At 77.1% G+C, this 13,746-nt stretch carries 17 protein-coding genes; 9 read left to right on the forward strand and 8 right to left on the reverse strand.

Annotated features, from left to right (window positions below; all coding sequences use genetic code 11):
* Nucleotides 1-248 precede the first annotated feature (248 nt).
* The gene (locus ACI79X_RS21895) at nucleotides 249-530 is read right to left on the reverse strand and encodes a DUF427 domain-containing protein (RefSeq protein ID WP_457027532.1); all 282 of its coding nucleotides are present in this window, start codon (nucleotides 528-530) and stop codon (nucleotides 249-251) included.
* A gap of 157 nt (nucleotides 531-687) precedes the next feature.
* Here ACI79X_RS21895 and ACI79X_RS21900 point away from each other — a divergent pair, with 157 nt between their 5' ends.
* Together ACI79X_RS21900 and ACI79X_RS21905 are read left to right on the forward strand one after the other, a co-directional pair.
* Entirely contained in the window at nucleotides 688-927 is a 240-nt protein-coding gene (locus tag ACI79X_RS21900; protein ID WP_457027533.1) for a hypothetical protein, read from the forward strand.
* Between the two features lie 112 nt (nucleotides 928-1,039).
* The gene (locus ACI79X_RS21905) at nucleotides 1,040-1,579 is read left to right on the forward strand and encodes an LppU/SCO3897 family protein (protein WP_457027534.1); all 540 of its coding nucleotides are present in this window, start codon (nucleotides 1,040-1,042) and stop codon (nucleotides 1,577-1,579) included.
* 69 nt (nucleotides 1,580-1,648) lie between these two features.
* Here the strand turns inward: ACI79X_RS21905 and ACI79X_RS21910 are convergent, their stop codons facing one another.
* Nucleotides 1,649-2,032 (reverse strand): PaaI family thioesterase, encoded by a 384-nt coding sequence (locus tag ACI79X_RS21910; protein ID WP_457027535.1) that lies wholly within the window; start codon nucleotides 2,030-2,032, stop codon nucleotides 1,649-1,651.
* 71 nt (nucleotides 2,033-2,103) lie between these two features.
* Between ACI79X_RS21910 and ACI79X_RS21915 the strand changes: the two genes are divergently transcribed.
* A complete protein-coding gene (locus tag ACI79X_RS21915) occupies nucleotides 2,104-2,643 on the forward strand; it encodes a DM13 domain-containing protein (RefSeq protein ID WP_457027536.1) in 540 nt (179 codons plus the stop codon).
* Nucleotides 2,644-2,647: 4 nt separating this feature from the next.
* Here the strand turns inward: ACI79X_RS21915 and ACI79X_RS21920 are convergent, their stop codons facing one another.
* Genes ACI79X_RS21920 through ACI79X_RS21935 form a run of 4 tightly spaced genes read right to left on the reverse strand, consistent with a single transcriptional unit; the run spans nucleotide 2,648 to nucleotide 5,292 of the window.
* The gene (locus ACI79X_RS21920) at nucleotides 2,648-3,127 is read right to left on the reverse strand and encodes an SRPBCC family protein (RefSeq protein ID WP_457027537.1); all 480 of its coding nucleotides are present in this window, start codon (nucleotides 3,125-3,127) and stop codon (nucleotides 2,648-2,650) included.
* Nucleotides 3,128-3,136: 9 nt separating this feature from the next.
* On the reverse strand, nucleotides 3,137-3,772 hold the full coding sequence (locus tag ACI79X_RS21925; RefSeq protein WP_457027538.1) for a TetR/AcrR family transcriptional regulator: 636 nt from the start codon (nucleotides 3,770-3,772) through the stop codon (nucleotides 3,137-3,139).
* Between the two features lie 41 nt (nucleotides 3,773-3,813).
* Nucleotides 3,814-4,251, reverse strand: coding sequence for a GNAT family N-acetyltransferase (locus ACI79X_RS21930; protein ID WP_457027539.1), 438 nt, complete (start codon nucleotides 4,249-4,251; stop codon nucleotides 3,814-3,816).
* A 9-nt stretch (nucleotides 4,252-4,260) separates the two neighbouring features.
* Entirely contained in the window at nucleotides 4,261-5,292 is a 1,032-nt protein-coding gene (locus tag ACI79X_RS21935; protein ID WP_457027540.1) for an ATP-binding cassette domain-containing protein, read from the reverse strand.
* 164 nt (nucleotides 5,293-5,456) lie between these two features.
* On the opposite strand from ACI79X_RS21935, the gene ACI79X_RS21940 reads away from it, so the two are divergent.
* The 6 genes from ACI79X_RS21940 (at nucleotide 5,457) to ACI79X_RS21965 (ending at nucleotide 11,520) form a co-directional block, all read left to right on the forward strand.
* Nucleotides 5,457-6,479, forward strand: coding sequence for an iron ABC transporter substrate-binding protein (locus ACI79X_RS21940; protein WP_457027541.1), 1,023 nt, complete (start codon nucleotides 5,457-5,459; stop codon nucleotides 6,477-6,479).
* Between the two features lie 80 nt (nucleotides 6,480-6,559).
* Nucleotides 6,560-8,062 carry an ABC transporter permease gene (locus tag ACI79X_RS21945; RefSeq protein WP_457027542.1) on the forward strand — a complete coding sequence of 501 codons (1,503 nt, stop codon included), beginning with the start codon at nucleotides 6,560-6,562 and terminating at the stop codon, nucleotides 8,060-8,062.
* Nucleotides 8,059-9,162, forward strand: a complete 1,104-nt coding sequence (locus ACI79X_RS21950) for an ABC transporter ATP-binding protein (RefSeq protein WP_457027543.1) — start codon at nucleotides 8,059-8,061, stop codon at nucleotides 9,160-9,162. Before ACI79X_RS21945 ends, ACI79X_RS21950 begins: the two co-directional genes overlap by 4 nt.
* Nucleotides 9,163-9,182: 20 nt before the next feature.
* Nucleotides 9,183-9,983 (forward strand): aldolase/citrate lyase family protein, encoded by an 801-nt coding sequence (locus ACI79X_RS21955; RefSeq protein WP_457027544.1) that lies wholly within the window; start codon nucleotides 9,183-9,185, stop codon nucleotides 9,981-9,983.
* The gene (locus tag ACI79X_RS21960; RefSeq protein WP_457027545.1) at nucleotides 9,980-10,843 is read left to right on the forward strand and encodes an NAD-dependent epimerase/dehydratase family protein; all 864 of its coding nucleotides are present in this window, start codon (nucleotides 9,980-9,982) and stop codon (nucleotides 10,841-10,843) included. Before ACI79X_RS21955 ends, ACI79X_RS21960 begins: the two co-directional genes overlap by 4 nt.
* Complete coding sequence (locus tag ACI79X_RS21965; RefSeq protein WP_457027546.1) at nucleotides 10,840-11,520, forward strand: glycosyltransferase; 681 nt, start codon at nucleotides 10,840-10,842, stop codon at nucleotides 11,518-11,520. Before ACI79X_RS21960 ends, ACI79X_RS21965 begins: the two co-directional genes overlap by 4 nt.
* Nucleotide 11,521: 1 nt before the next feature.
* On the opposite strand, the gene ACI79X_RS21970 is transcribed toward ACI79X_RS21965, so the two are convergent.
* On the reverse strand, nucleotides 11,522-12,949 hold the full coding sequence (locus tag ACI79X_RS21970; RefSeq protein ID WP_457027547.1) for a hypothetical protein: 1,428 nt from the start codon (nucleotides 12,947-12,949) through the stop codon (nucleotides 11,522-11,524).
* A gap of 166 nt (nucleotides 12,950-13,115) precedes the next feature.
* Nucleotides 13,116-13,676, reverse strand: a complete 561-nt coding sequence (locus ACI79X_RS21975) for a DUF6328 family protein (protein WP_457027548.1) — start codon at nucleotides 13,674-13,676, stop codon at nucleotides 13,116-13,118.
* Nucleotides 13,677-13,746 lie beyond the last annotated feature (70 nt).

Genomic DNA, 13,746 nt, shown 5'->3' on the forward strand with positions numbered 1-13,746 from the left:
GCGCAGCCGTCGAGTACTCGGGGGCGGTCCACGGGGGCGCCAACCCCCGGGTAATCGCCCCCCTGGAGCTCTGCGCCGAGCTCGAGGCCGCGGCCCCGGCCGCCGCCCGCGAGCTCGCGGGCGCCCGCCCCGCCTGACGAAGGACCCCTCCGCTCCCCACCACTCGCAGGCTCGCGGCGGGCCCCTGCGGAGGGGCCGCGAGGGCCCGGCCGCCGCTGCGGCCGGGCCCGTGCCGTGTCCGGGAGCGGTCAGCGCACCTCGACGCCGCGCCAGAAGGCCACCCGTCCGGTGATCTCCTTCGCCGCGTCCTTCGGCTCGGGGTAGTACCAGGCGGCGTCGGGGTTGGTCCGCCCGTCGACCTCGAGGGAGAAGTAGGACGCCTCGCCCTTCCACGGGCAGGTGGTGTGCGTCGACGACGGGCGCAGCACGTCCTCGCGCACGGACTCCCGCGGGAAGTACGCGTTGCCCTCCACGGTGACGATGTCGTCGGACTCGGCGATGACGGTGCCGTTCCAGGTCGCAGTGGTCATGCGGTGATCGTCCTCCGCCGTTGACCGCGGCGTCACCCCGTCGCGTGCCATCCGGGTGCCCGCGACAGGCGTACCGGCAGGGCGGCTGGGCATGTGTCGGAAGAGCGGTCCAGACCCGGACCCACCGCCGTCCCTCCCCGCCACGAGGAGCACCGCCATGTCCCAGCCCGCCTCCGCACCCGATCCCCAGGACCCGCGCCGCGGCATGAACCCCCGTCCCAAGCGGGGCCGGGCGATGTTCCTCGGCACGTTCCTCGGCCTGATCGTGCTCGTCTTCGCGATCATCCTGCTGGTCAGCCAGTGCGGCACGGGCGACGACGACGAGGTCTACGAGGACGACATCGAGGGCGCCGCGCTGGTCGTCGACGGGCCACTCGCGGCACTCCTGCCCGCCTGACCCCACGGGGGGAGGTCTGCGCGCGTCCTCCTGACCTGCGCGGACGTCGCGTGTGATGGTGCCGGTCGGACGGCGCCGCCCGGTGACCGTCAGGCACACCGAGGAGCACGTCATGACCAACCCGGGACAGCCCGGCCAGCCCTTCCCGCCGCAGGGTGCCCCGCAGCCGGGTCAGCCCTTCCCGCCGCAGGGTGCCCCGCAGCCGGGTCAGCCGTACCCGCCGCAGGGCCAGCCGCAGCCGGGTCAGCCCTTCCCGCCGCAGGGCGCACCGGGCCAGTTCGGCGCCACGCCCTTCGGCGGCCCGGGCCAGCCCGCGCCGGCCCCGAAGTCGGGCAAGGCCCGCAAGATCGGCGGCATCGTCGGCGCCGTCGCGATCGCCGGCGGCATCGCGGCGTTCCGGCTGGTCGACTTCGGCGCCCCCGAGGTCGGCGACTGCATCGCGGCCGAGGGCAGCAGCAGCTGGGAGACCGTCGACTGCTCCGACGAGACCGCGCAGGCCCGCGTGGTGTCGGTGGTCGAGGAGCAGGTCACCGAGCCCGAGTTCAACGACCCGAGCTACTGGCCGTGCGAGGAGTCCCCGACCGTCCAGGCGCTGTGGAGCGGCGAGGTCGGCGGCGAGGGCACCGTCTACTGCGCCGAGCCGGTCGCCTGACCGCCGTCGCCTGACTTCGCGAGCGCCCCGCCGGTCGATCCGGCGGGGCGCTCGTGCGTTCCCGGCCGGTCAGCGCTGCAGGACGGCGAAGGTCGCGACCGCGTGCGCCAGCGCCCGGCCCTCCTGCTCGACGTCGGCCTCGCAGATGGTCAGGTGCTCCCCGCGGGTGCGCACGCGGCCGCGCACCTCGAGCGGCCCGGGCTTCCCCGGGCGGAGGTAGGTCACCGTCAGCTGGCTGGTGGCCGGCACCTCGCCCTCGCCGGTCGTGCTGCGCACGGCCTGGCCCATGGCGGTGTCCACCAGCGTCGCGAGCACCCCGCCGTGCAGCGTCCCGGCCGGGTTGAGGTGCTCGTCGCGGACCTCGAAGTCGAGGACGGCCGCGCCGTCGTCGCCCTCCCGCACCCGGGCGCCGAGCCCGCCCGCGAAGCCGCCCACGTCCCCGTCGTCCGCCATGCCGGGCCGGTACCCGGGGCCGCGTCCGGGACACCCCACGGACCGCGCGGTCCGGTCTAGGGTCCGCCGCCGTGACGGTGAGGCTGCGGACGTGGGTCCTGCTCGGGGCGGTGGTCGCCGTCGTGCTCGCGGTGGTCACCCTGGTGTGGTTCCAGCCGCAGAAGCTGCTCTACGACAGCCGCGTGGACGAGGCCCTGCCCACCGTCGCGGCGGAGGTGCCGCCCTCCCCGTCGGCGGGAGCCCCGGCCGCGCCGGCCGGCCCGGTCGACCTGGCCGCCGGCACCTTCGTCTCCCGCGAGCACGAGACGGTCGGCACCGCCCGGCTGGTGCAGCTCCCCGACGGGCAGGTGGTCGTGCGGCTCGAGGGCTTCGAGACCTCGAACGGCCCCGCCCTGTTCGTCTACCTCTCGCGGAACCCCGCGGGTGGCGAGGAGGCGGCCTTCGACGACGAGGCCGTCGACCTCGGGGCGCTCAAGGGCAACGTCGGCGACCAGAACTACGTCGTGCCCGCGGGTGTCGACGCCACCGGTTACACCAGCGTGGTGATCTGGTGCGACCGCTTCGACGCCGCGTTCGGCGCCGCCGACCTCGTGCCGGCGACGGCGGCGTGAGCGCTCAGGCCCCGCGCTCGGCGCACGCCCGCAGCCGCTCCAGGGTGGTCTGCATGCCGGCCCGCAGGGCGGTGCGCCGGTCGCCGGCCCGGAACACCCGCTCGATGACGAACCAGCCCAGCCGGGTGATCGGCCGCTCCACCCGGTAGCTCTCCACCACCCGGGTGCCGCCGTCCGCCGGCTCGAGGCGGTAGCGCCAGGCGATGGTGCCGGCGAAGGGCTCGGTGCGGGCGAAGGCGAACTCGCGGCCGGGGACGGCGGCGGTCACCACCGGCCGGTTGCGCCAGGTGCGTCCCTCGGCGGTGCGGTTGACCGCCTCGAAGCGGGCTCCGACGGCCGGGCCGGTGGCGCCGCCGAGCCACCGGCAGCGCACGACGTCGGGACTGAACTCCGGCATCCGGGTCACGTCGGCCACCAGCGCGTAGACGCGCTCGGCGGGGGCGGCGACGGTGGTGCTCACCTCGTCGTGGTCGAGTGTCTGCACGGCGGCTCCTCAGGGTGCGTGGGCGGCGAGGAAGAGGTCGATGGCGGCGTCGGTCAGCCGGCTGAAGGCGCCGTCGGCGGCGGGCACGCCGGGCTGGTTCGCCAGCTGCTGGGAGATGAGGCCCGCCAGGACGACCGTCCACAGCCGGACGGCGTCGTCCGCGTCGGCGCCGGGACGCAGCTGTCCGAGGCGGACCGCCTCGGACAGCTCGGCCCGGACGTCGGCCATCTCGCGCTCGCTGGGGGCGAAGGTCTCCGGGGACGGGGAGAAGCCCGGCACCGGCCGCCAGAACAGCAGCTGCGCCAGCGCGGGGTGCTCGACGGCCCAGGTGACCACGGCCGCGCCACCGGCCCGCAGGCGGGGCACGCCGCGGGGGACCCCGGCGACGGCGGCGGTCACCGCGTCCTGCTGCCCCGCCAGGCCCCGGGCGAAGAGCGCGTCGTAGACCGCGTGCCGCGACGGGAAGTACTTGTAGAGGGAGGGGCCGCGGATCCCCATCCGCCGGGCCACCTCGCTCACCGTCAGCGCGCCGACGCCCTCCTGTGCCATGAGCGCCTCGGCGTGGTCGAGCGCCTCGACCACCACCGCGGCCCGGCGCCGGGCGACGCGGCCGGCGGGAGGAGGATGGCTCGACGGTGTAGCCACGGCTAGAGCATGTAGCAGAACGGGTCGGCTGTCGAGGGGCCTCAGGCGGGCTCGCGCCGCATCGGGACGTGCGGGATGCCGTCCTCGACGTAGCCCGGGCCCGACAGCCGGAACCCGAACCGCTCGTACCAGCCCTGCAGGTGTGCCTGCGCGCCGAGCGTCACCGGCAGCCCCCCGCTGCGCGCGATGCCCTCCTCGACCAGCTGCGCGGCCAGGCCCCGGCCGCGGGCGGTGGCGGCGGTGGCCACCCGGCCGATCGCCCGCGTGCCGCCGTCGTCGAGCAGCCGGATGGTGGCGAGGACCGCGCCGTCCTCCTCGATCCACAGGTGCAGCGTCCCCGGCTCGGTGTCGCGGCCGTCGAGCTCGGGATACGGGCACTCCTGCTCGACGACGAACACGTCGACCCGCAGCCGGCACAGCGCGTAGACCTCGAACGGGGTGAGCTCGGCGAAGCGGGCGGTGCGCAGGACGGGCGGCATCCGACCGTTCTAGCGCACCGCCCGCCGCGGTTCCGGAGGCGCCTCGGGCCCGGCGGGCCGGCCGGTCAGGGCGAGCAGGACCTCGTCGAGGCCCGGCCGGTCGAGCGCGAACTGCGCGAGGTCGATGCCGGCGTCGCCCAGCGCGGCGAGCGCCCGGGTGGCCGGCGCGGACCCGGGCACCCGGGCCGTGAGCGCGGTGAGGTCGGCGTCGGCCTCGACCGGCACGCCGAGCACCCGCTCGAGCAGTGCCCGGGCCTCGGCGCGGCGCTCCGGTTCGAGCACCCGCACGTGCAGCGTGCCCGGGCCCACCGACGCCCTCAGCTGCGCCGGGCTGCCCTCGGCGACGACCCGGCCGGCGTCGATGACGGAGACGCGGTCGGCGAGCAGGTCGGCCTCGTCGAGGTGGCGGGTGGCCAGCATCACCGTCGTCCCGCCCCGGACCAGCGCGCGGACGACGTCCCACACCTGGTTGCGGCTGCGCGGGTCGAGCCCGGTGGTGGGCTCGTCGAGGAGGACGAGGTCGGGCCGGACGACGATGCTCGCGGCGATGTCGGCCCGCCGCCGCATGTCGCCGGAGTACCGCCCGACCTGTGTGCCGGCGGCCTCGGTGAGGCCGAAGGCGCTCAGCAGCTGATCGGTGCGCCGGCGGGCCGCGGCCCGCGAGTAGCCGAGCAGGCGGGCGAGCAGCAGCAGGTTCTCCGCGCCGGTGAGGTCCTCGTCGAGCGAGGCGAACCGGCCGGTGAGGCCGACCCGCGCGCGCACCGCGCCGGGCTCGCGCGCGACGTCGTGGCCGAGGACCCGCGCCCGCCCCCCGTCGGGCGGGACCACCGTGGCCAGCAGACGGAGGGTGGTGGTCTTGCCCGCGCCGTCGGGCCCGAGCAGGCCGTGGACGCCGCCCTGCGGGACGAGCAGGTCCACCCCCGCGACCGCCGTCGTCGATCCGAACCGCTTGACCAGGCCCACGGCCTCGACCGCCGGGACGTCGCCGCCCCCGTCCGCCCGCCCTCCGGCCGGCACGGTGTCGCCGAGATGCGCCGTCACCTGCCCCACCCCCTGCTCCCGCGCCGGGTGCCCGCACGGTGCGCACGGGTCTGACGGGCAGACGGCGCCCGGGGCGCGGACTCATCGGCGGAGCCCCGCCCCCATCCGCGCTTAGGTGTGCCTACCCTGTCTCCCGGCACCCGTCGACGTCCGCTGGAGGACCCGTGACCAGGCCCCTGCGGGCAGTCCCCGCCGCTCTGTCCGCCGTCTGCCTCGCCGGGGCGCTGTCCGCCTGCGGCAGCGCCGGGGCGTCGGACGCCGACACGCTCACGGTCTACAGCGCCCAGCACGAGAGCCTGGTGCGCACGATGCTCGAGGGCTTCACCGAGGAGACCGGCATCGAGGTGGAGTTCCGCGACGGCAACGACGCGGAGCTGGCCAACCAGATCGTGCAGGAGGGCGAGGCCTCACCGGCCGACGTCTTCCTCACCGAGAACAGCCCGTCGATCGCCGTCCTCGACCGCGAGGGACTGCTGCAGGAGCTCGACCAGGCCACCCTCGACCAGGTCGGCGAGCAGTTCCGGCCGTCGTCGGGCACGTGGACCGGCTTCGCGGCCCGGTCGACCGTCCTCGTCTACGACCCCTCCGCGCTGACGGAGGAGCAGCTCCCCGGCTCGATCATGGAACTGGCCGACCCGGCGTGGGAGGGCCGCATCGGCATCGCCGCCGGCGGCGCGGACTTCCAGGCCATCGTCGCGGCCGTCCTCGCCACCCAGGGCGAGGAGGCCACCCGCGCGTGGCTGGAGGGCCTGGAGCGCAACGCCGGCGTCTACCAGAGCAACACCGCCGTCATGGTCGCCGCCGACGAGGGCGAGATCGACGCCGGCGTCATGTACCACTACTACTGGTACCGCGACCAGGCCGAGGGCGGCCTCAAGGGCGACGACGCCCGGCTGCACCTGTTCGGCGACGGCGACCCGGGCGCCTTCCTCAGCGTCTCCGGCGCGGGCGTGCTCGCCTCCTCCGACCAGCAGGACGCCGCCCAGCGCCTGGTGGCCTACCTGACCGGGCCGGAGGCGCAGCAGCGGCTGGCCGAGAGCACCGCACTCGAGTACGCCGTCGGTACCGGTGTCGCCTCCGCGGAGGTCCTGCCCCCGCTGGAGAGCCTGGGTGCCCCGGCCGTCGACCCCGGCTCCCTCGACCAGGAACGGGTCACCGAGCTCATGCAGGAGGTGGGGCTGCTCTGAGCCTCGCCCCGAGCCGCCCCGCCACCCCGCCCGCGCCGGCGCTCCGGGCCCGGCGGAGGGCCTCCCTGCGCCGGTCGCCGGTGACGGTGCTGCTCGCCACCGCCGTCGCCGGGCTCGCGCTGCTGCCGCTGGTGCACATCGCCACGGCCGCCGTCGAGGTCGGCTGGAGCGGCGTGGCGGAGCTGGTGTTCCGGCCGCGGGTGGCCGAGCTGCTCGGCAACACCCTGCGGCTGGTCGGCGGCACCGTCGCGGTCACCGCGGTCCTCGGTGTCGGCACGGCCTGGCTGGTCGAGCGCGCCGCCCTGCCCGGCCGCCGGGTGTGGCACGTGCTGCTGGTCGCGCCCCTGGCCCTGCCGGCCTTCGTCACCAGCTCGGCGTGGATCTCGCTGCTGCCGGGGCTGGACACCTACGGCGGTGCGCTGCTGGTCGTGTCGCTGTCGTACGCGCCGTTCGTGTACCTCCCCGTGGTCGCCGCCTTCCGCGGGCTGGACCCGGCGCTGGAGGAGACCGCCCGCGGCCTGGGCCTGTCGACCTGGGCGGTGTTCCGCCGGGTGCAGCTGCCCCAGCTGCGGGTGGCCGTCCTGGGCGGGTCCCTGCTGGTCGCCCTGCACGTGCTGGCCGAGTTCGGTGCCCTGGCGATGCTGCGCTACCCGACCTTCACCACGGCGGTCTACGACCAGTACCGGGCCACGTTCAACGGCCCCGCCGCCTCGATGCTCGCCGGCGTCCTCGTGCTGCTGTGCCTGGTCCTGCTGCTGGCCGAGGTCCGGCTGCGCGGCACCCGGGCCTACGCCCGCACCGGGTCGGGCACCGCCCGGCGGGTGCGCCCGGCCCGCCTCGGCCCGCTCACCGGCCCCGCCCTGCTCCTCCTGGGCACGGTCGTCGGGCTCTCGCTGCTCGTCCCGCTCGGCGCGCTGGCGTCGTGGTTCCTCACCGGCGCCTCGGCCCGGGCCGACTGGGCGGCTCTGGCCGGCACCACCGGGACGACGCTCGCGCTGGCGGCCGCGGCCGCGGCGGTGACCACCGTGCTGGCCCTGCCCACCGGGTGGCTGGCGGTGCGCCGCCGCGGGCCGCTGGCCACGCTGCTGGAGCGCACCACCTACCTCGGCAGCGCGGTGCCGGCGATCGTCGTCGCCCTGGCGCTGGTCGCGCTCGGCATCCGCCTGGTGCCCTCGCTCTACCAGACCGTGCCGGTCCTGCTGGCGGCGTACGCGATCCTGTTCCTGCCCCGCGCCATCGTGACGGTGCGCGCCGCGGTCGAGCAGTCGCCGCCGGTGCACGACGACGTCGCCGCCTCCCTCGGCGTGTCCGCCCCTGCCCGGCTGTGGCGGGTGACCCTCCCGCTGATGGCTCCCGGGATCGGCGCAGGAGCGGCGCTGGTGTTCCTCGCGGTGGTCACCGAGCTCACCGCCACGCTGCTGCTGGCGCCCACGGGCACCGAGACCCTCGCCACCGCGTTCTGGTCGGCGAGCAGCGCCCTGGAGTTCGGCGCCGCCGCCCCCTACGCCGTGGTCATGGTCCTGCTGTCGGCACCGGCCACACTCCTGCTGTCCCGAGACGTCCGGCGAGGTCTGACCGCATGAGCGCGCTGACCGTCAGCGGCCTGGTGAAGTCCCACGGCGGCACCCCGGTGCTCGCCGGGATCGACCTGCACGTCCCGTCCGGGACGACGACCGCCCTGCTCGGTCCCTCCGGCTGCGGCAAGACGACGCTGCTGCGCATCGTCGCCGGGTTCGACGACCCGGACGCCGGCACCGTCGAGCTGGGGGGACGGGTGGTCGCCGGCCTCGGCCGTGGGGTCCCGGCGCGCTCGCGCGGCATCGGCTTCGTGCCGCAGGAGGGCGGGCTGTTCCCCCACCTGAGCGTGGCCGGCAACGTCGCCTTCGGACTGCCCCGTCGGCTGCGGCGTGACCGCACGCGGATCGCCGGGCTGCTGGCGCTCGTCGGCCTCGACGCCGCGCTGGCCGACCGGGCGCCGCACCAGCTCTCCGGCGGCCAGCAGCAGCGGGTCGCGCTGGCCCGCGCCCTGGCGCCCGAGCCCTCCCTCGTGCTGCTCGACGAACCGTTCTCCTCCCTGGACGCCGCACTGCGCGAGGACACCCGCCGGGCCGTCGCGGACGCGCTGCGGGCGACGGGGGCCACCGCCGTCCTGGTCACCCACGACCAGGGGGAGGCGCTGTCCACCGCCGACCAGGTGGCCGTGGTGCGCGGCGGGAGGCTCGCCCAGCTGGCCGATCCGCGGACGCTGTACCGCGAGCCCACCGACCTCGACGTGGCCGCCTTCGTCGGGGAGGCCGTGGTCCTCGACGGCGAGGCCGTCGCCGGGCGGGTCGGGACCGAGCTGGGGGAGCTGCCGCTGGCGCGGCCGTGCGGCGACGGCCCGGTCCGGGTCCTGCTGCGTCCCGAGCAGCTGCGGCTGTCGGGAGGCCCGGGCGCCCGCGCCCGGGTCCGCGGCGTGGACTTCTACGGCCACGACGCGCGGGTGGAACTGGAGCTGCCCTCGGGACTGCGGGTGGGAGCCCGGACCGGCGGCGGGGATCTCCCGCGGACCGGCACGGAGGTCACCGTGAGCGTGGAGGGGCAGGCCGTGCCCTTCCCCGCCCGCTCCCCGGGAGCGGCCGTGGCGTCCGTGCCGTCCGGCCCGGCGGACCTGGGAGGCACCTGGACGCCGACCGCGGGTTAGGTGTGCCTAAGCTCACCGTCGTGGACCTGTTCCTCTTCACCGTGGACGGCGCCTGGGGCCGGGACGTCGTCGCGGCGGGCGCCGCCGGCATCGTCGTCGACTGGGAGCGCCGCGGGAAGCACCGGCGGCAGGCCGGCGAGGGCACCCAGATCAACGCCGACACGGTCGAGGACCTGGCCCGGATGCGCGCGGCCACCGACGGCCGGCTGCTGTGCCGCGTGAACGCCGCCGGTCCGTGGACAGCGCGCGAGGTGGCCGACGCGGTCGCGGCGGGCGCCGACGAGGTGCTGCTGCCGATGGTGCGGACCCCCGAGGAGGTCGACCGCGTCCTGGACCTGGTCGCCGGCCGGTGCGGGCTCGGCATCCTGGTCGAGACGCAGGACGCCGTCGCCCGGGCCGCCGAGCTCGCCTCCCGCCCCCTGTCGCGGGTCTACGTCGGCCTCAACGACCTCCGCATCGACCGCCGGTCGCGCGAGCTGTTCCGGCCGCTGGTCGACGGCACCGTCGAGGAGGTGCGCGCCGCCGTGACGGTGCCGTTCGGCGTCGGCGGGCTGACCCTGCCCGGCGGCGGCTTCCCCGTGCCCGGGACGCTGCTGGCCGCCGAGCTCGTCCGGCTGCGCACGGACTTCACCTTCCTGCGGCGCTCGTTCACCGCGGACATGGCCGGGCGGGACCCCTTCGTCGAGGTCCCGCGGCTGCTCGCGGCGCTGGGGGAGCTGTCCGCGGCCGACCCCGGGACCACGGCCGAGCGGCGGGCGCGGTTCGTCGCCGCCGTCGAGGCCGCCGCGCCCGAGGTGGTCCCGGTCGGCGTGCCGGCGTGAGCGGCCGGGCGCTGGTCACCGGCGCCGGCGGCTTCGTCGGCCGTCACCTGGTGGCACGGCTGCGGGCGGACGGCTGGCACGTCACCGGGCTGACCCGCGCCGACGTCGACCTCGCCGACCCGGTGGCCGGGACCGCGGCGGTGCGCGCGGCCGACCCCGACGTCGTCTTCTCCCTGGCCGCCGGCCGCGCCGGGGCGACCCCGGCCGAGCGCGCGGCGACGGTGGCGGTCAACACCGCCCCCTGGCTGGTCGACGCCCTGCCGGAGCGCTGCCGTGCGGTCGTCCGGCTCGGCTCGTCGACGGAGTACGCGGCCGGGCCGCGGCCGCTGGACGAGGACGCCCCGCTGCGGCCCCGCGGGTTCTTCGGCGCCACCAAGGCGGCGGGCTCGCTGCTGCTGCAGGCCGCGGCCGGCGAGCGCGGCGTGCGCGCGGCGGTCCTGCGCGCCTTCCAGGTCTACGGGCCGGGCGACCACCCCACCCGGCTGGTGCCGGTCGTCCTCGCCGCCGCCCGCACCGGGGCGACGGTGCCGCTGCCCGCCTCCGTCAGCCGGCGGGACTGGGTGTGGGTGGGCGACGTGGTCGACGCGTGCGTGCGGGCGGCGCTCGCCGACGACCTCCCGCCGGGGACGGTGCTCAACGTCGGCACGGGCGTGCAGACCGGCGTGGAGGAGCTGGTCGCGGCCGCGTCCCGGGTCACCGGCCGGCCGATCGCGACCGCCCTCGGCGCCCACCCCGGCCGGGACTGGGACACCGCCGACTGGGTGTGCGACCCCCGCGCCGCGCGCCAGCGCCTCGGCTGGTCGCCGACGGTGGACCTGGCGGAGGGGCTGGCCCGCACCTGGGCGGCGGAGCCGCGGTGACCCGACCCCGGGTCGCCGTCGTCGTCCCCGTGTACGGCAACGAGGCCACGCTGCGCCCGCTCGCCGCCCGGCTCGCCGCGGCGCTCGACGGGCGCGACTGGCGTCTGCGGCTGGTGGTCGACGCCTCGCCCGACGCCAGCCTGGCGGTCGCGCGGGAGGTCGCGGCCGGCGACCCGCGGGTGGCCGTCACCGCGCTGGAGGTCAACGTCGGCCAGCACCGCGCGCTGGCGACGGGGCTGGCGGCCGAGGACGCCGACGCGTGGGTGTGCCTCGACGCCGACCTGCAGGACCCACCCGAGGCGGTGCCGCTGCTGCTGGACCGGCTCGCCCAGGGCGACGTCGGCGCGGTCTTCGCCGGCCGGCGGGGCCGCTACGAGTCGCCGGCGCGCCGGCTGACCGGGGAGCTGCACCGGCGGGTGGCCGCCCGCCTCACCGGCCTGCCGCCCGACGCGGGGGCCTTCCTGGCGATGGGTCCGGCGGTGCGGTCGGCCGTCGTCGGTCTCGTGCTGGACGGCGGCGCGCCGAGCGTCGTGCTCGCCGTCGGCCGCGCCGGCGTCCGGTCGGCGAGCGTGCCGGTGACGCGGGACCGCCGGCCGGCGGGATCCTCGGCGTGGACGGCCCGGGCGCGGCTGCGGCAGTCGGCGCGGTCGCTGGCGTGGGCGGTCCGCGCGCGCTGACTCACCGCGTCCAGAGCTGGAGGACCAGGTCGGTCTTCGACGCCGGGAAGGCGTACCCGGCGGCGAGCGAGAGGCCGGCCTCGCTGAGCACCGCGTCGTCGTCGGTGGGGACCGGCTCGCCGTCGACCAGGCGGCGGACCAGCCAGACGCGGTCGGCGTCCGCGGGGGCGTCGTCGGGCGGCAGGACGACGTCGGCGCGCAGGCGCGGGCCCAGCGTGCGGACGAAGTGGTCGAGCCCCATGGCCGACCGCTGGTCGGCGGCGACCACCGGCTCGCCGGGACGCTGCTCCTGCAGCAGCAGGGCGACGACGTCGTCGGAGCGCTCGCGCGGCTCCCGCACCGCCAGCGGGGCGCTCGCCACGAGCGAGAGGCCCACCAGGGCGGCGGCCGTCGCCGAACGCGCGCCCCGGGGCAGCGCGGTCACCCCCACCGCGGCGAGCACGCCGAGCCCGACGAGCCCCGCCAGCAGGTACCGGGGGTGGTAGACGGGGCGGACCAGCTCGGCCGAGAGCAGGAGCAGCAGGGGCACCAGCACCCAGCAGGCGCCGACCACCCGCGCCCCGGCGCCACGCACGGCGCCGACGACGGCGAGACCGACGGTCAGGTACAGCAGCGGCGTGCGGCCCCCGGCCCAGGCCTCGACGGCGAGGTCGGCCAGCGTGCCGCCGGTGTCGCGCAGGTGCTCGGCGTTGCGGGCGCCGGTGCCGTTGAGCAGGTTGACGCCGACCAGGCCGGCGGCCGGGAGGACCGCGAGGCCGCCGACGACCGCGACCCGGACGGCGCCGCGGCCGCGCAGCAGCAGCGCCGCGACGACGAACGCGGCCAGCACGGTGACGGCGTACCAGTGCGCCAGGCCCATGCCCGCGCCGGCGAGGCCGAACAGCAGGAGCCCGCGGTCGTCCTGGAGCCAGCGGACGAGGCCCAGGAGCGCCGCGCCGGTCGCGAGCACCACCAGGCCGTAGCTGCGCGCCTCGACGGCCTGTTCGAGCAGGAGCGGGGCGGTGGCGGGGACCACGCCCGCGAGCACGCCGGCGGCGCGGCCGGCCAGCCGGGTGACCGCCCGGGTCACCAGGGCGAGACCGCCCGCGGTGGCCAGCACGGACAGCACCCGCAGGGACGTGTCGCCGCCGATCCCGGGCAGGGCCATCCAGGCGTGCACGACCAGGTAGTACGGCGCGTTGTAGGAGGGCGGGACGTCGGCGAGGTAGCTGGTGACGCCCTCGCCGGTCGCGACGGCGCGCAGGATCTCCGCGAGCGGGCGGCGGGCGACCTCGGAGGTGAACGCCTCGTCGAACCAGAGTCCGTGGCCCGGCGCCAGCAGGACCGCGCACAGCAGGGCCAGCACGGCGGGCGGGAGCAGCTCGACCGGCGACCAGCGCGGCGGCCCGGGCCTCGTGGCCGGCGCCTCCCGTTCCGCCGTCGCCGCCACGGGGCTGCAGCCTAGGCGAGCGCGACCCCCGACCGTCGGTACCGGCGGCGAGGCGGACGCGATCCGCGCGGTGCTCGGCCGACCGGCTCCGCGGGACGAGCGGACCCCGGTGGCCCGTCCCGGGGGCGGGAGCGGGCCACCGGGGTCCAGCGGTGAGGCGTGAGCCTCACTCGTCGTCGGCGCCCCCGCGGGCCCGCTGCACGATCGGGCTGCCGATCCACAGCCAGCCGAGCAGCACGGCCACCACGCCGCCGGTGACCAGTGCCTGGGGCAGGGCGAAGAGGAAGTCGACCACCAGCACCACCGCCGCGACGATGGCGATCGCGAGCACGCACAGGCCGAGGAAGGCGAACCGGTTGCTGCGCCGCAGGAGGTCCTCCTTGTCGTGCTGGCGGAACAGCGCCCGGTGCTGCGCGGCCGGCGCGATGAGCAGCGCGGTGGCCACGACGACGGCCACCAGCGTCACGAAGTACACGTCGCGCTGGAAGTCCGTGGCCCGCTCGGTCGCCTGTTGGAACGGCACGACGAGCAGGAACGCGAAGAGGAACTGCACGCCCGGCAGCGCCACCCGCAGCTCGTTGAGCAGCTCCATCAGTTCCCGGTCGATCCGCTCGGCCCGGCTCTCGTCCCGCCCGTCGTCCCCCCGGCGGTCGTCGCGACCGTCGCGCTGTGCGGGGACCGGCCGCGTGCCGCGCCGTGCCCGCTGTCCCGATCCCGTGGTGGCCATCGTCGGCTCCTCCTGCCGTCCGTGAGCGGATCCGGTGACCCGTCCCGATCCGGTCCGTATGCCCAGCCGC

It is taken from the genome of Geodermatophilus sp. SYSU D01119, assembly GCF_054049975.1.